Annotated in this window: 10 protein-coding genes, 13 tRNA genes, 2 rRNA genes, 1 pseudogene and 2 CRISPR repeat arrays; all 26 genes and pseudogenes read right to left on the minus strand. The window is 40.3% G+C overall.

The window, feature by feature from the left end; genetic code table 11:
* Positions 1 to 650 precede the first annotated feature (650 nt).
* Entirely contained in the window at positions 651 to 2,015 is a 1,365-nt protein-coding gene (locus tag JOC94_RS10190; RefSeq protein WP_171973924.1) for a glycosyltransferase family 2 protein, read from the minus strand.
* A gap of 501 nt (positions 2,016 to 2,516) precedes the next feature.
* Positions 2,517 to 3,479: a CRISPR direct-repeat array (repeat unit 30 nt; unit sequence GTTTCAATTCCTCTTAGGTAAGATGTCAAC).
* Between the two features lie 26 nt (positions 3,480 to 3,505).
* The gene (locus JOC94_RS10195; protein ID WP_077112132.1) at positions 3,506 to 3,703 is read right to left on the minus strand and encodes a hypothetical protein; all 198 of its coding nucleotides are present in this window, start codon (positions 3,701 to 3,703) and stop codon (positions 3,506 to 3,508) included.
* Between the two features lie 44 nt (positions 3,704 to 3,747).
* Positions 3,748 to 4,599, minus strand: coding sequence for a metallophosphoesterase family protein (locus tag JOC94_RS10200; protein WP_077112130.1), 852 nt, complete (start codon positions 4,597 to 4,599; stop codon positions 3,748 to 3,750).
* A gap of 43 nt (positions 4,600 to 4,642) precedes the next feature.
* Positions 4,643 to 5,449, minus strand: a complete 807-nt coding sequence (locus JOC94_RS10205) for a histidinol-phosphatase HisJ family protein (RefSeq protein ID WP_321189681.1) — start codon at positions 5,447 to 5,449, stop codon at positions 4,643 to 4,645.
* A 30-nt stretch (positions 5,450 to 5,479) separates the two neighbouring features.
* Complete coding sequence (locus tag JOC94_RS10210; protein WP_077112128.1) at positions 5,480 to 6,310, minus strand: metallophosphoesterase family protein; 831 nt, start codon at positions 6,308 to 6,310, stop codon at positions 5,480 to 5,482.
* A 30-nt stretch (positions 6,311 to 6,340) separates the two neighbouring features.
* Positions 6,341 to 7,489, minus strand: coding sequence for an ABC transporter ATP-binding protein (locus JOC94_RS10215; RefSeq protein ID WP_077112126.1), 1,149 nt, complete (start codon positions 7,487 to 7,489; stop codon positions 6,341 to 6,343).
* A gap of 12 nt (positions 7,490 to 7,501) precedes the next feature.
* A complete protein-coding gene (locus JOC94_RS10220; RefSeq protein ID WP_077112124.1) occupies positions 7,502 to 8,329 on the minus strand; it encodes a carbohydrate ABC transporter permease in 828 nt (275 codons plus the stop codon).
* Positions 8,319 to 9,209: a carbohydrate ABC transporter permease gene (locus JOC94_RS10225; RefSeq protein WP_077112122.1), complete on the minus strand. Its 891-nt coding sequence runs from the start codon at positions 9,207 to 9,209 to the stop codon at positions 8,319 to 8,321. The genes JOC94_RS10220 and JOC94_RS10225 overlap by 11 nt, the downstream gene beginning before the upstream one ends.
* Positions 9,210 to 9,294: 85 nt before the next feature.
* Entirely contained in the window at positions 9,295 to 10,587 is a 1,293-nt protein-coding gene (locus tag JOC94_RS10230; RefSeq protein WP_077112121.1) for an ABC transporter substrate-binding protein, read from the minus strand.
* Between the two features lie 192 nt (positions 10,588 to 10,779).
* Complete coding sequence (locus tag JOC94_RS10235) at positions 10,780 to 11,541, minus strand: DeoR/GlpR family DNA-binding transcription regulator (protein ID WP_077112119.1); 762 nt, start codon at positions 11,539 to 11,541, stop codon at positions 10,780 to 10,782.
* A 1,195-nt stretch (positions 11,542 to 12,736) separates the two neighbouring features.
* A CRISPR array of direct repeats spans positions 12,737 to 13,309; the repeat unit is 33 nt; unit sequence GTGCCATTAACACGCACTCATATAGAGTGCGAC.
* A gap of 267 nt (positions 13,310 to 13,576) precedes the next feature.
* Positions 13,577 to 14,351 (minus strand): annotated as a pseudogene (locus tag JOC94_RS10240) (transposase).
* A gap of 193 nt (positions 14,352 to 14,544) precedes the next feature.
* A tRNA-Leu gene (locus JOC94_RS10245) sits at positions 14,545 to 14,628 on the minus strand.
* A gap of 10 nt (positions 14,629 to 14,638) precedes the next feature.
* Positions 14,639 to 14,712, minus strand: a tRNA-Cys gene (locus JOC94_RS10250).
* 7 nt (positions 14,713 to 14,719) lie between these two features.
* A tRNA-Gly gene (locus JOC94_RS10255) sits at positions 14,720 to 14,794 on the minus strand.
* A 6-nt stretch (positions 14,795 to 14,800) separates the two neighbouring features.
* Positions 14,801 to 14,872 (minus strand) — tRNA-Gln (locus JOC94_RS10260).
* 30 nt (positions 14,873 to 14,902) lie between these two features.
* Positions 14,903 to 14,978, minus strand: a tRNA-His gene (locus JOC94_RS10265).
* Between the two features lie 5 nt (positions 14,979 to 14,983).
* Positions 14,984 to 15,057: transfer RNA gene (locus tag JOC94_RS10270), tRNA-Trp, on the minus strand.
* Between the two features lie 4 nt (positions 15,058 to 15,061).
* A tRNA-Tyr gene (locus JOC94_RS10275) sits at positions 15,062 to 15,146 on the minus strand.
* A gap of 36 nt (positions 15,147 to 15,182) precedes the next feature.
* A tRNA-Phe gene (locus tag JOC94_RS10280) sits at positions 15,183 to 15,255 on the minus strand.
* Between the two features lie 77 nt (positions 15,256 to 15,332).
* Positions 15,333 to 15,408, minus strand: a tRNA-Asp gene (locus JOC94_RS10285).
* A 6-nt stretch (positions 15,409 to 15,414) separates the two neighbouring features.
* Positions 15,415 to 15,488: transfer RNA gene (locus JOC94_RS10290), tRNA-Met, on the minus strand.
* Between the two features lie 17 nt (positions 15,489 to 15,505).
* Positions 15,506 to 15,580, minus strand: a tRNA-Glu gene (locus JOC94_RS10295).
* Between the two features lie 20 nt (positions 15,581 to 15,600).
* Positions 15,601 to 15,693: transfer RNA gene (locus JOC94_RS10300), tRNA-Ser, on the minus strand.
* A gap of 3 nt (positions 15,694 to 15,696) precedes the next feature.
* Positions 15,697 to 15,771: transfer RNA gene (locus tag JOC94_RS10305), tRNA-Asn, on the minus strand.
* A 13-nt stretch (positions 15,772 to 15,784) separates the two neighbouring features.
* Positions 15,785 to 15,900: ribosomal RNA gene (rrf, locus tag JOC94_RS10310) — 5S ribosomal RNA — on the minus strand.
* A gap of 220 nt (positions 15,901 to 16,120) precedes the next feature.
* Positions 16,121 to 16,214: ribosomal RNA gene (locus JOC94_RS10315) — 23S ribosomal RNA — on the minus strand; the annotation flags it as partial.

Here is a 16,214-nt window from a genome sequence, read left to right on the forward strand (position 1 = left end):
ATTGATTTCCAGCGAAATACCCGATGATTTTTAAACAAATTGCTCTCCAAAGCGCCGAGCATCATTGATCATTCTTTGACACTGATGTTATTGGCCGCCCGATATGAGCCAATTGGACTAAAGCGGGCAGGGTGTAATCGTTGCTATTGGAAAAAGAAATTTCCCCCATCACCTAACTCACATTACGGATCTTAAGTTTCAAAATTTTGGCTCTGACATGTAATGAAATTAGGATCCAAAATCCGCCGGTGGCTCTTCAAAAGGATATCCTAGTTATAATTGAAGGTCACGTGGATTCTTGGAGAAACCCGCTCTCTCCTAATCGATTTACATACCGCTTTTCCTCAACAATATTCATTCTTAGCTTGCGGTGTAGGCCCATTTTATGAGACATGGGCGATTATCGCTTGATCATACTCGGATTCAGCTCCCACGTGCATTATGTATTTTTGATAAAAAACACGCCTTCAATCGGCGTGCTTCATATTATTATGTTATAAGCCGAAAGGGCTAACCGCATGGCATTAAGGCGCCCTTTTACACTGACAGATCGCACCCAGATGATCAAAAGCTGCGGTTATCTGAAGATGGCGACATAATGTTTGTCATAACAAACTTTAGTTGAGATCACCACAGTATGGCAAATCATATTACCTTACATCGTCAAGAGATTTTGCAACTGTGTGAGCAATCGGTTTCCATTCTACATCCTTAAACAAGGCGACGACCGCAATCGGCAAATAGGTGAACATAAACAATGGAAAAGTGATCGTGTAAGCAATTTTTTTCCATCCAGAACAATGAATTTTTCTCCACTCCGTCAAAGTTGTCATAAAACCAATCATGAATAGTATTCCATAAAACCAGAAAGCGGATTTTACCATTGCAATGGTCGTTGTCTGAACAATCCTTTTTTCATCAACAAATTCAAATAAGCCTGCTAAGTAAAAAAATACATTAACGATAATGCTGATGCTGGAAAAGAGTATGGCCGGCATGATTGTCATGGTCATGTCATAACACGAAAACCAGTTGCTCTTTCCTTTAAATATACAACCAATTAATGCTCTTCCATATTTCGAAAAAACTTGATAAAATCCTTTGGCCCAACGTAATCTCTGATGCCAAGACTGGCTAATGGTTATTGGCTGCTCATCATAAAACATGGCATTTCTACAGTATCCGATTTTTTCACCCTTAATAATTTGCGAAATGGAAAATTCAATGTCTTCTGTAAGAAGATGGTAATTCCAACCACCATTATCTTTAATCAGATCAGCATGCACCAAAAATCCCGTTCCAGAAATGGCACAACTAGCGTTTAAGACCATTCTGGGAAGATTAAGATATTCAGCTTCATGCAAAAACCAAAGAGCATAGCCTGCAGAAATCCAGTTCTGATCATAGTTCTTAGAATTTCTATAGCTTGTGATCACCCTGTATCCTTGATTAAATGTTTTGTTCATCTCCATTATATAATGCTCATCAAGGAGATTGTCCGCATCAAACACAAAATAACCTTCATACTTTCTGGACGCATATTCACTTTCAATGATTTTGATCATATAATCCAGCGCATATCCCTTTCCAACCTGCGTTTTATTAAAACGCTCCCTCACAATAGCTCCTGCTTTCTCGGCAACCCTGGCTGTATTATCGGTACAGTTATCTGCTACTACGAAAATATCAATGAAGTTTTCGGGATATTTCTGATTTTTAATACTTTGGATAAGCTGTCCGATGACAAGCTCTTCATTTCGCGCTGCAATAATGACAGCGTATTTGTTTAATACATTGCTATTCCCGGAATGTTCACCCTTTTTGGCCTTGAGGGCAACAAACAAATATACAAATTTATAAGAATACAACAATGTAAATAAAACAAACATGATTAAATTAAAATCATTAATAAAAGTTGATATAGGTGCGTCCAAGTTGATACCAATTATGCCGAGCAATATAAACGCAATGAAAAGAATATGTTGATATAGGTGCGTCCAAGTTGATACCTCCATGATTTATCATAGTATTTTTAACAGAAGATTCTTCTATTTTCCAATGACTCACATGATCGTGGAGGATAGTGAAAATAAAAATTGAAGCATCTAGTCATACGGCATAATAGCATGGTGCCTTCCTTTTAGACGAATGATCGTTTCAAACAAAATGCTTCGAGATCCAATCATGATCCCTTAAAGCAAAAGTATATAACAAAAATTCAAATCCCAAATAAAAATTATGTTAAGAGTAAGTAAAAATTTCCGCAATAAAAAACCTATCACTCCAATAGAATGATAGGCAAGCATCCTGATTTTTATAAATACACGTCTGATCAACGGAAACCCAAGGGGAAGGACGGGCTGGGACATAAGCAAATACGACCGTACAATTCATTTATAATTGTTCGGTTTATTTGTTAAAAAAATCCCTATCATCGCTACGTCAACATATTTCGCTTTCCACAGGTCTCTCAGCTTCCTTGGAAAGCAAAGGTCGCTTTCCTGGGGGATCTTACGGTTTCAATTCCTCTTAGGTAAGATTTCAACAATGCCAGCCGACAGTTCGACCGCCAGCTCCGTTGAGGTTTCAATTCCTCTTAGGTAAGATGTCAACTCGCTGCACGCTTATGTTTGTAATCTCGCCTTTAGGTTTCAATTCCTCTTAGGTAAGATGTCAACGATATTTAGCTGGATTTCTGTTTTTTATTGGCATTGTTTCAATTCCTCTTAGGTAAGATGTCAACATTGTCCACTCTATTACTAAGTGAAACTAACTCACCAGTTTCAATTCCTCTTAGGTAAGATGTCAACGGGACGGTGTTGTTAGTGCTTTCACTACGGCCTACGAGTTTCAATTCCTCTTAGGTAAGATGTCAACGCTGATGGGCAGTCAGTGGATATTGCCACTCTTTCGCTGTTTCAATTCCTCTTAGGTAAGATGTCAACCCGCCCTGTTCACCCTTGACGGTCACCCGCTCCCCGGTTTCAATTCCTCTTAGGTAAGATGTCAACGTGTTATTCCTGTTAAATCGCATAAAAAATAGCCCGGTTTCAATTCCTCTTAGGTAAGATGTCAACAAAATCCCGATTTTATCGGGAATAAAATGAATGATCTGTTTCAATTCCTCTTAGGTAAGATGTCAACCCACGCTTTACTGCCCAATTCAAGCGATTCCCGGAAGTTTCAATTCCTCTTAGGTAAGATGTCAACCAATACGGCCTACTGTCTCTCCATCCATTTCGACGATGTTTCAATTCCTCTTAGGTAAGATGTCAACGAGGGCGGGGTCGGACGTACTTACCAGCCCCTCAAAGCGTTTCAATTCCTCTTAGGTAAGATGTCAACCAAGTGCCGTTGATATACGCTATTTCTCCTCGCCCTCGTTTCAATTCCTCTTAGGTAAGATGTCAACAATGCCGTCTCGAATTCTTCCGATAATTTCCCTAAACGTTTCAATTCCTCTTAGGTAAGATGTCAACCCCCAAACAACATGGCTCTTACCATCTTATTGTATATCACATCTTTCGCGAAAAAAAGTAATTATTTTTACAAATAGCTTCACTTCATTTCCAAATAACTTCGCTTCATTGTGTTTACTGCCTTTTGTCCCATGTTGGTTTGTCGTCGATCCCGCGGGTTTGGTGTCACGAGATGGATCGACGACAATGGGTGTTTTTTCATGATACAACATCAAGCTTGTCATATATCGCTGCTCATTCTTTGGCCAACAGTACTCCTAGACGATTTTCAGAACACTTTCCCAGTTTCTGTAACTGGTTCTTGAATCTCTACGAGCAAGTTGCGGTCGGATTCTTCTCCATGCGGTTGCTCGATAGGGACAAATCCTGGTATTTTTGTGTTGACAATCGCGATCTGCTCCATAAGCGTCTCGTCATCAATCGAAATCATGTCGATATTCACTTGGCCGTCCTTGATTTCTACTACTCGGAATGCGGGAACATCCAGGCATGCAGCGGTTTGAATGTAATGCCAACCACCTTGCTGAACAATTGAGTTTACATGATTGTGACCACAAAAGTAAAACCCTGCACCTTCCCTTTTATTCAATAGTTCTTTCATGCCTATCTCCGGATGAATCGATAATTTATCGATGGTAGAACGCGCAGTCGTATCATAAACAGGATGATGGGCGAAAACAAAGACCGGCTTGTCGTTCAATTTTTCTAGTTGAAATTGTAGCCATTGTAGCTGTTCTGCATCAATTTCCCCGCCCCAGTCATCCCGATTCATTTCTTTGGTCGTGTCCAGAAAAATCAGATTCGCTTCATCCGTATCAATCGCCTGGTAACGCTGCTGTCCGGTCACTGTCAAAATGTCGCTTTTGGGAATAGATAACGCATCATGGTTGCCAAGCACGTGGATAAAATTGCGGCTGCTGTCCATCCGATTAAGCACATCACGAAACTCCTCGGGATACCCTTCATGCGTAAGATCTCCCAATGAAATATGATAATCCGCATCGATTTCCCAAAACGCATCGATCAAGACGCTAAAAACTTTTTCTCTTGCTAGATACATTTCTTCAGTGCCGTCCCCCATGCGCGAATAATGAAGGTCTCCCATTAGAACTAGTTTCATTGTCAATCCACCTTTTACTTATTTTTCATCCATCAATACGTTTTTAAACGATTTTTATCGTTTCCGGCTGACGGCTGGTAAATGTATAAATATATTTGAATCCTGCTTCCTTCGCCATATCCAAAGCTGTATCTAAATGATAGCCAACTGTGGCAGCGGCATGCGAATCTGAACCGATCGTTAACACTTCTCCTCCCAACTCCTTATATAATTTTAACACTTTCATAGAAGGCAGGGGCTCATTTAACGTCTTTTTGGCAAATCCAGAAGTATTAATCTCTATACCGATATTTCTCTCAATCGCTTTTTTAAAAATCTCTATTAAACCTTCCTTACATACGTGAAAATCATATGTCCCCAAATAATCCACGTCCACCGCATAACGTTTCATCAAATCCAGATGGGCCACTACATCAATATCGGCATTTGAAACTAATTGGTACACCTCTTCAAAATACCTTTGATAAAGTGCCTCAGGTTCTTTATGGACCATATAAGATCGAATATCTTGATTATCAATATTGTGTACAGAGCCCAGTATGAAATCCAGCGGAAGCCCCTGTAATTGCTCATAATATGTTTCTTGCAATAAATGCGGCTCACATAATTCAAGTCCAACTTTTATCTTCAGGCGCTGTCCAAATAGATGTCGACATTGTTCAATTTGTGAAAAATAACGTTTAAAATCCATATGGCCATAGGTTATCGCCTTAGGATTCACCGAGAAATGCTCTGTAAAACAAATTTCGTTAATACCTTTCTTGATCGCTTCTTCGCATACCGATTTCATAGATGCTTGAGAGTCAAATGAATTGTCTGTGTGATGATGATAGTCAGTTATATACATCATATATTTCCCTTCAAAAAAATGAATGATTGATTATCGTCCATAATGCTTGATTGTATGCCTTTCATGCTCTTCATGTGTTAAAGCCCAAACAACATCCTCTTGCGGATTTACATAGATCGGATGTGAAAAAATTTCCCGGTCACGAAGTGAATAGTAATTATAAGAAACCCGGTTTGTATAATTTACCATTTCTTTTGAGTTATGCACACCGAACGCTAGACTCTCAATGGAAAATTGAGGGATGCTTCCGATATAATTGATGCCGGGTAAATGGAGATGTCCACTATGAATGCTGATAACGTCGCTGTTTTTAAGAATATCAAATAAGCGATCAGACACTTCTGTTGTTTTCTCGCCATTCCATATTAATGGGTGATGCATAAATAATAATGAGCCGGCTTCTGATTTTTCTTTTAAAATCGCTTCCAGCCAGTCTAACTGCGCCTCTGCTACATATCCCCCATGCATATGATCAACGGACGTATCTAAAAAAATGAGGCGATAGCCGTTCATCTCTTCCACATAATCCAGTGAAGTTGATTTATTTTCGATATGATAAAAACCTTCATAGTAATTTTCTTTATCATCATGATTTCCTAAACAATAAAAGACAGGGAAGTCAGACGGAATTTGATCTTCCACAATTGACTTTAACCCCCTATAGTCTTCCGCACTTCCATCATGTACAAGGTCACCTGTGATGGTAATAAAGTCAATGTCTCCAAAATTAATATGTTGAAGTACTTCGATCAGATTTTCTGCCGGGTCTTTCACTCCTTTAAAAACTTCTTCCAGCGGATCATTGATATAATGATTTCTAAAATGAGTATCGGACAATTGAATAAATGATAAGTGATTCATGTGCATCCCCTTTTTTCTCATTAGATGTTTTTATTGTAAAACTTCAAGCAAATGTTCGTCTGTTCCACTCGCAACTTTCTTTTTCCGAATGATATTTTCGGGATAACCCAAATTGTTCTCTGTTGCTTTATCGAACAAATGAATTTCATCCATCGTTATATTTACGAATACTTCTTCACCAGCTTTGAAAATATTAAAAGCCTCTATCGCGATTATATTTTCTCCTTCCACATCTAAATGAATCGCAAAATTGCTTCCCTGGTTTTCTGAGTGTTTCACTTTTGCGCGTATACTTCCTGCTTGCGGTGATTTCGTTAAATGAATATGTTCAGGACGGATACCTAACACGATTTGATGATAGGTACTTTTTTCCACATAATTCTTCCAATCATCACTGAGTTGTAAAGATTGCTTTCCAATAGTTAAGAGACCGTTCGTATAATGGACATTTTCCAAAATATTTGTCGGGGGATTGCCGATAAATGTAGCAGTAAAAATATTGGCGGGCCGATGGTACACATTTTCCGGGGTATCGAGCATTTGCAATTCCCCTTTATTTAATAAGGCAATCCGCGTACCGAACGTCATCGCTTCAATCTGATCATGTGTCACATACACCATTGTTTGTTTATATTCATGATGAATATCCATCAGTGCTTCACGGGCGGAAATTCGCAATTGGGCATCTAAATTAGAAAGTGGTTCATCCAGTAAAAAATAATCACTGTTCTTTACCGTGGATCTTGCTAAAGCAACCCTTTGTCTTTGGCCCCCGGAAAGCTCACTCGGTTTTCTGTCATAGTACTGTTTTAATTGCAGAAATTCAGCAGTGGCATCCAGCCTTTTTTCAATTTCATGTTTCGGTACCTTCTTCACTTTCAGCGCATACGTAATATTTTCTTTAACCGTCATATGCGGATATAAGGCATAATTTTGGAAAACCATTCCAACGTTGCGTTTTCCAGGCGGAATGTCATTTACCCGCTCATTTCTCATATAAAGGTCCCCATCAGTCACCTCTTCCAGACCGGCAATCATTCTTAATATCGTTGATTTTCCACAGCCCGAAGGCCCTAACAACACTAAACGTTCACCTGAATGAATTTCCAAGTTTAAATTGTTAATAATCACATGATTTCCATAGGATTTTTTTACATTTACAAATTTAATATTTGCCATTACCGATTCCTCCTATTTAATTCCAGATGCTGTAAATGTTCCAATTATATATTTTTGGAAAATCAGATAAAGCAATAGTGGAATGGACATTGTAATCACCGACACCGCCATGGCTACCGCAAAATTCGTACCGCCTTCGGAACTGATAAACATCTGGAGTGCCAAGGGCAGCGTATAACTTTCTTTTGATTTTAAAATCAATGAAGGCCACACAAATTCGTTCCAAGAATTCACGAAAAACCAGATGCCAACAGAAGTAATTTGTGGGCTTATCAGTGGTAACACAATATCTTTCATAATTCTAAAATGGCCGATCTCATCCAACTTCGCCGATTCTATTAACGAATAGGGGATGGATCTCATCACTTGCGTTAACAAAAAAATTCCCACCGCATCCGCAACTTGGGGTAAAATAACACCTGCGATATGATCTGTTAACCCAACTTTAGACAACATGATATAATTCGGAACCATCGTTACAGTAAATGGAATAAAAATAGTTGCAATGAATAGAAAATACAAAGGTTTCTTTCCTGTAAAACGGAAGAAAACAAGCGCATAGGCTGCTAAAAAAGATGTTACTAATTTTAATATCGTTACCGTGGTCGCAATCGTAAAATTGTTCATAATGATTTTGAACATCGGTAATTGCTCAAATAATTGATTGTAGTTTTCAAAAGTTGGCGCAGTTGGAAATATCGCCAACACATTATCATAAACATCCTGTAAACTTCTAAACGATGTTCCCAATGCAAATACGATGGGCATAAGCCAGATCATCACAATGGCAATAAATACCCCAGTCCAAATAATAGAAGGCAATCTACTCTCAATTTTCATAGTGGACCCCTCTTTCTACAAATCGAAACTCCAACACGAGAAGCAGGACAAACAATAATAATGTGAGCATTGAAAGTGCAGCAGAAGTCCCCGTGCTGTAAACATCAAATGCATGGTGATACGACTGATAAATCAAGTTTGAACTTGCCGAATCAGGGCCTCCCTGAGTGATGACTTTTACCGGAGTATACACATACTGTAAACCTGTTACGATCGTCATAATCAGAATATAAACACCCGTGGCGCTGCTCATCGGCACGACAATGTCCTTTAAAATTCTCCAACTTGGAATATTATCAAGCTTTGCCGCTTCGATGACTTCGCTAGAAATACCGGAAATAGAGGCATAAAGGGTGATAAAATTATAACCAAATACTTTCCATGAAGTAATCAAACAAATAATGAAAATAACAAGACCTTCTGTTTGGCTCCAATTTGGAATGGATAACCCAACATATTTAGCGATTTGCGCTACCGGCCCGGAAATAGGGTTGAGCATCCATGTTGTTAAGATGGAACCGACCACTAAGGATATAAAGGAAGGCAGGAAAAACGCCGCTTTAAAAAAGTTTTTAAATTTGCGTACTAATAAATGAAGGACGAATGCAAAAATATACGGGACAACAAAGTTTAACATTAACAAAACAACGATATACCAAAAAGTATTCAGCAATACTTTATACGTGGTGGCATCTGTTAACACTTCAACATAATTGGCCAACCCGACAAACTCTTTAGTAGGTGCGATCATATTCCATTCAAAGAAGCTTAAATAAAAGGTGTATAACGTCGGCCAAAGCACAAATAAGCTAAAAATCAATAAAGCAGGTGATAATAGCAGGATTGTTTTCCATTGTATCTTCTGAAGATGACTGTACATATGAACCTCCAATTTCGTTCTTACAATGTAATAATAGGAAAATAGGATAAAATCATTACCCTATTTTCCTACAGTTCATACACTATTATTTTGTTAATTTATTAATCGCTTCTTGAGTTTCTTTTAAATCCTTTTCCACATCTCCCCCGCCCAAAATACGGTCTCTCATATCAATCAGCATTTGTTCTGCTTCAAGTCCTGAATTTCCCGGGAATGGGGCCCACGGAATAAGATTTTCTATTGTCGCATAAGCCGCCGCCATCATATTATCTTCTTCAATTAAAGCCACCAGTTCTTTATTTTCCGTTGCGTCTGTCGTTTCTGGAAGATAACCGGTACCTTGTGTCCAGGCGGCAACACTATCTGGTTCATATAAGAATTTCATAAATTCCCATGCCCCTTTTTGTTCTTCTTCTTTTTCAGCCGTAATGGCCAATAAAGAACCTCCGGCTGGAACTTTTAATTCCTTTCCTTCAAATGTAGGAGATGGGACTGCCATCGCTTCAAAGTTTCCATTTTCAGTCACATTTTTTCTTTGGGCGACAGTCAAATGAGCCATACCTACATCACCGGAAACAAATGCCTGCTGGCCTTCGTCAATGCCAATATGCAAAGCACTGCCGCCTTTAATCAAATCTTGATAAAATTTGTATGTTTCGACTCCCTCTTCACTGGCAAAGGCCGCTTTTCCGTCGGCAATTGTTTTGCCGCCATTACTTTCCAGCATTTGTTGAACGTTCCAAGTATCTGTAGGCTCAGCTATATACAGCCCTTTTTTCCCAGTGACTTCCGTTATTTTTTCGGAAGCTTTTGCGACTTCTTCCCATGTATTTAATTCGCTTGTCTTGATGCCTGCTTCATTTAAAATATCCATATTTAAATAAAGAATTGGAACACTTAACGAATATGGCAATCCTACTTGGGAACCATCATTGTTAACAGCTAATTCCAAAACATTGTCTAAGAACTTTTCTTTTACATAGTCTTTATCATCCGGAAAATACTTTTCGATGATCGTTTGCGGCTCTGTATATTGAAAGTTGTTAGAAAAATACTCTCGATAAGACCAGCCAATTTGCACAACTGCTGGTGAGTTGCCCGCAGCGACCGCGGATTGCAGGTTTTGCATTAAGCCTTGGTACATTCCCGGGTTATATACGCCCTTAACAACAATTTTATCTTGTGATTCATTAAACTGATTAATTAATTCAGTAACCGTTTTTCCTCCTTGTGTCTCTGCGTTTGGATACCAATACTCAATAGTAACTGGATCTCCCTTGCCAGACTTGCCTTCTTTAGATGAATTACACCCGGTCAAAAAAACGGCTGCCAAAACAACGAAACCTAATGCTAATGTAAAAAGCTTTGTTCTCATCATGATGCCCCTTTATAATGATCTTTTCGAAAAAGTGGATACCTTATGCAGCATACTCGCAAGCGCATAATGAACTATTTGTTGCCACCTTTTCCAAGTGTTCCGTTAGTTAGTGTAAGTATTGAAATGTATGGCGACTTATGCCATTTTCATTTTTTAAAATCCATGCTACACCACCTTTAACAGACTGATATCTCAAACCGTATAAACTGTGATGCCACTATCTCGAAATGGCTGAAGGTCAAACTCTGACGCTTCCTTCCCAGTAATCAGCGTGTGGATCGAACTATTTGGAGCTACCGTATGGAGCGAAAGTTTCCCGATTTTGCTATGATCAGCAACCACAATTATTTCCCTTGCCGCCTTGATCATCCCTTGCTTGGCAGGAACCACTCGTTCATCAGGATGCATCAAGCCATATTGCGGGTGCAAAGCAGGCGTTCCAATAAACGACTTTTCAACATGCAATGACCTCAGTACATGATCCGTGAACATGCCATTCAGAAAAAAACTGGACGAATATAGTTCTCCACCAGTCAAAATCACCTTCACTCGGTGGGCATCACGCAGTTCTGCCGCGATATTTATGTCATTCGTCACTATTGTAATATCATTGCGGTGTAATAGATGTTTGACAATATGCAAAGTAGTCGTACCCGAATCGATTATAATGCTTTCCCCATCCTTCACCAGACTGGCTGCCATTTTTCCAATTCTCATTTTTTGATCCGAGTTCAGAGTGGTCCTTTCCGTAAAAGATGGCTCTTCTTGAGTCCACTGTTCCATAATGACTCCACCATGCGTTCTTTTTAGTGTGCCATTTCGTTCAATTTCAGCCAGATCCCGGCGGATTGTTGCTTCGTGGACACCAAACTGTTTTGCAAGCGCAGCGATCGTCGCCGTTCGATTCTGCCGGACATATTCGATGATCCGCATCTTTCTCTCGATAGGTAACAAAGACTTTCTCCCTTCGCACACATTTGCACAAAAATATTATTATTTGTGTTTTTTTGTTCATTTTGATTATAGTTCGGGATTATTAATACGCTATTTTTCTATGATGAAGAAAATGTAAAGAATGCGAAAAACATGTATAAAAATGTCGAAAACAGAAGAAAAATGATCCGTTGCCCAATTCACGATTTTGAGTGATCAATTTTTTGCAAAACCATTTGACCAAAAAAAACGTTGGAAACAATATTCCAAAGCCTTTTGTCACATGGATGCGTTTAAGCTCAAAAACAAAATGTCAATCATGCAAAAGTGTTTAAACACAAAAAAGCCGATTAAATCTTTGCAAATTCAATCAGCATATAACAGTTAAAACAGATGGTTACCATGTGACGAAGACATCAACTTCAGTACGGTAACCGGCTTTTGCGGTAAAGGTTGGAAGTGAGTGCGAGATATCGTTTCTCCTTCTATGAATCAGCAGCAAACTCAAGTTTTATTAATGAAAGAAACGAGAATGTGTTTTTGTGAGCAAGTGAGGGGGAGAGCCATAGTGGCTGTCCTGGAGAACGAGTACATTTGATTAACATTAAAAAAGCTCATGTAGAAAACCGATTAAAGACCATCTGAATAAAATTCTAGTCATTGATCATTTACAGAATACACGCAGCTCTTCTTTCAGTTAATTGATATTCGTTATGAATAATATGATATTTACGACAAACAAAAACTTCAATCTTTAGATAAAGAAAGCCAAGTTCGATTTTCAAACACTAGCAACAATTTGCGTGGATTCATATTGTTTACATGATCGCTAACCGAGAGACTCCGAGTAAACAAGCGTTAACATGTTGAGCAGTATATGAAGAATCCCCCTTTCATATAAATGAATGAATGTCACCATTTGCCCTTAAAAGTTCGAGGATAGAAAAAGGAGTACCTCTCCAAATATCGAAAAATGAGCAAGTAACAGGCCTGTTCAATGCCGGCTATGATATTGAGCCAATCTGTCAGCAACTGGCGGATCAAGAACATGCAGAGTGTCATCCCATATAACCACGAGTAAGAGGAAATGATCGGCCTTAATGGAATTTCGCGACTACAACATGTCCTTGTGCGTTCTTATTTCTATCGTTACGACAGCTACAATACAAAATACAAGACACTGAAATATACACACAACAAACAAAGAATATGCGACGTGCCATTAACACGCACTCATATAGAGTGCGACGAGATGGACGACCAAACATTTCCTTTAAATCAAAGTGCCATTAACACGCACTCATATAGAGTGCGACGACCAAAATCAGTCATGCAGCCAAAAGATGTTGGAGGTGCCATTAACACGCACTCATATAGAGTGCGACAAAAATGATTCGAGTCATTTGAAACAAGAGCGAGTGCCATTAACACGCACTCATATAGAGTGCGACAATTGGTAATCACTATCCCGGCAAGACATTTCTTTAGTGCCATTAACACGCACTCATATAGAGTGCGACGCGAATGCAGGCAAGGAAACGGGCGAGTTTGACGTGCCATTAACACGCACTCATATAGAGTGCGACGACATCGATAATACTTTCGAATAGTTTCATAAAATGTGCCATTAACACGCACTCATATAGAGTGCGACCTTTCGTGATTTCGACACTGTGCTCCGACTTAATGTGCCATTAACACGCACTCATATAGAGTGCGACGCAAAGCTGACGGTAGTTTAAGGTATGATAGAGTTGTGCCATTAACACGCACTCATATAGAGTGCGACAGCGAAAATCTCCTAATAAAAGGAAAATCATTCCCTAAATCTAGTAGGATAACCTGTTTTTGGGGATATTTCGCCTATCTTCTTTTCAATTTTACCATATATTTTCGTATTATACTGGGTTTTTTTGGTGCGGGTCCCCCGGAGATTTTATGTTCGCTTGGGGTCCGCAGCAAAGTTTACGTTCAATTTTATACAAACTGACGTTTCTCTTTTTAATTAAAATGGTTCTATGTCAAATGTTGGAGTGGGGTGAGATAGAATCTCACTTTACCCAACATGACTTCCAATTTTTTTATACTTATGTAAAAGAAGTATTCTTGCTCTTCCCCTTAGGAAGTTCCTAAATCCAAAGGCGTTCCTCTTCATGACTTTCGTTAGGTTATTAATTCTCTCCAAAAAACCATTTGAGTAAAAAGCTGTTTAGTACTTCTGTCTGCCAGTTTTTGAATGTACGGATAGCCTTCTCAAATTCAGGAATACCATCTTGTTCTACCTTCCTGTAAAAATCCATTAATCCTTTGTCTCCCCATCGGCAATAATCAATTGATATTTTCCTTCCTTTGTATCTCCCTTGTACTCATCGATGGCGATCACCCTGGGCAGTTCTTGAACCTCTGTCATTTCCTTTACGGCCAAACTGTCAAATCTGCGCATGACAGTTGATATGGAAACGCCAAACTGCTGGGCAACTTCCTTAAACGTCTTGGCCTTCACTGTTCGGATGGCTACTGCCCGATTACATTCGTTAGAACCGTTGATATCGATGATCAAAAGGATTCCTCCGCAAATCGCTTCCCGCACGAACAGGCATAGTGGCGCTATTTGTAGAAGAGGGACGTCAACCGTTCAAAACACTTCAAATGCTGATCTTTTGAATGCGATAATCATGAACTTTCTTAGTCCTTTCACCACAGCTTGGACACTTGTGGACCTTAACATCCATTTCTATATGAAGCGCAATACGGTCTTCCACTTCTTCCACTTTTGTGATCAATACATCTTCAAGGTCGGGATTGTTATGGTAAAATTCACTTGCACGCAACTCCAATCTTTTCTTGCTTTCTCGTCAATTCAAGTATAAAAGAATTGGATGTTTGCGTGTATTTTTTTACGGGCAAATTGTGTGGAAACCCCAACATTTAGTATAGAGCCTAAAACGAAAAAAACTCATAAACATTGATATATCAACGTTTATGAGCCTTTTCTCATTTATCTGACCTTAATTTTCTTAAAAATACCTGAGGTGGGATTCGAACCCACAAGCCCGTGAGGGCATTGGATTTTGAGTCCAACGTGTATGCCAGTTCCACCACTCAGGCGTGATAAAATTGGAGGCGGCAACCGGATTCGAACCGGTGGTAAGGGTGTTGCAGACCCGTGCCTTACCACTTGGCTATGCCGCCAGGGTTTTGGAGCGGAAGACGGGGTTCGAACCCGCGACCCCCACCTTGGCAAGGTGGTGTTCTACCACTGAACTACTTCCGCAATATACTGGGCTAGCTGGATTCGAACCAACGAATCACGGAGTCAAAGTCCGTTGCCTTACCGCTTGGCTATAGCCCATCGTTAGTTAAATGATACTATAAATATAAATGGGGCGACTAGTGGGAATCGAACCCACGAGTGTCGGAGCCACAATCCGATGCGTTAACCACTTCGCCATAGCCGCCACTTTGGCAGGGGTAGTAGGAATCGAACCCACACTGGAGGTTTTGGAGACCTCTGTTCTACCGTTAAACTATACCCCTATCATGGTGGTGGGGGACGGATTCGAACCGCCGAACCCTGAGGGAGCGGATTTACAGTCCGCCGCGTTTAGCCACTTCGCTACCCCACCGAGAAAGTAATTATCTGGTTAGTTAGTTTTAGAAGGTGGCTCAGGACGGAATCGAACCGCCGACACAAGGATTTTCAGTCCTTTGCTCTACCGACTGAGCTACTGAGCCATATATCATTTAAACGATGAAATTTTTTAAAAACGTTCATCATCAGTATCTATGCAATAAGTGGATGGTATTAAAAATGGCGGTCCCGACGGGAATCGAACCCGCGATCTCCTGCGTGACAGGCAGGCATGTTAACCGCTACACTACGGGACCTGTTGATTGCGGGGGCAGGATTTGAACCTGCGACCTTCGGGTTATGAGCCCGACGAGCTACCGAACTGCTCCACCCCGCGACAATGAAAATAAAATATGGTGACCCCTACGGGATTCGAACCCGTGTTACCGCCGTGAAAGGGCGGTGTCTTAACCGCTTGACCAAGGGGCCGTATATATAAAGAGCTTATATGGCGGAGAGCAAGGGATTTGAACCCTTGAGACGGCGGTAGCCGCCTACACGATTTCCAATCGTGCTCCTTCGGCCAGCTCGGACAGCTCTCCGTATGGCTCCGCAGGTAGGATTCGAACCTACGACCGATCGGTTAACAGCCGATAGCTCTACCACTGAGCTACTGCGGAATAATATTGTTTTGCCCGGCAGCGTCCTGCTCTCACAAGGGGAAGCCCCTCATTACCATCGGCGCTGAAGAACTTAACTTCCGTGTTCGGGATGGGAACGGGTGTTGCCTCTTCGCTATCGCCACCAGACAAAAACAACGACATCTTTTATTATAATAGGTTTTATGTATATTTCAAGAGTTTTTTCATTCTCTCAAAACCGGGATACATGAGAAGAAGTCCGAGAACCGTTTTTGTTCAATCCAGCTCCGGACGCTATCGCTTTGCGTCACTTCGCTTCTTCTGGCAAAGTCGATTGACTTTTCCGCCAGAAGCTCCAGCTATGGACGAGCGTCCTACGCTTTTTCGTTTGATTAAGTCCTCGATCGATTAGTATCCGTCAGCTCCATGTGTCGCCACACTTCCACACCGGACCTATCTACCTGATCATCTTTCAGGGATCT

The organism is Siminovitchia thermophila (assembly GCF_016909185.1).
GTDB lineage: Bacteria > Bacillota > Bacilli > Bacillales > Bacillaceae_C > Siminovitchia > Siminovitchia thermophila.

Coding starts and splice junctions, on each gene's coding strand:
- JOC94_RS10190 (WP_171973924.1), bottom strand. CDS start 2,015: ATGGAGGTATCAACTTGGACGCACCTATATCAACATATTCTTTTCATT.
- JOC94_RS10195 (WP_077112132.1), bottom strand. CDS start 3,703: ATGACAAGCTTGATGTTGTATCATGAAAAAACACCCATTGTCGTCGAT.
- JOC94_RS10200 (WP_077112130.1), bottom strand. CDS start 4,599: ATGAAACTAGTTCTAATGGGAGACCTTCATTATTCGCGCATGGGGGAC.
- JOC94_RS10205 (WP_321189681.1), bottom strand. CDS start 5,449: ATGATGTATATAACTGACTATCATCATCACACAGACAATTCATTTGAC.
- JOC94_RS10210 (WP_077112128.1), bottom strand. CDS start 6,310: ATGAATCACTTATCATTTATTCAATTGTCCGATACTCATTTTAGAAAT.
- JOC94_RS10215 (WP_077112126.1), bottom strand. CDS start 7,489: ATGGCAAATATTAAATTTGTAAATGTAAAAAAATCCTATGGAAATCAT.
- JOC94_RS10220 (WP_077112124.1), bottom strand. CDS start 8,329: ATGAAAATTGAGAGTAGATTGCCTTCTATTATTTGGACTGGGGTATTT.
- JOC94_RS10225 (WP_077112122.1), bottom strand. CDS start 9,209: ATGTACAGTCATCTTCAGAAGATACAATGGAAAACAATCCTGCTATTA.
- JOC94_RS10230 (WP_077112121.1), bottom strand. CDS start 10,587: ATGATGAGAACAAAGCTTTTTACATTAGCATTAGGTTTCGTTGTTTTG.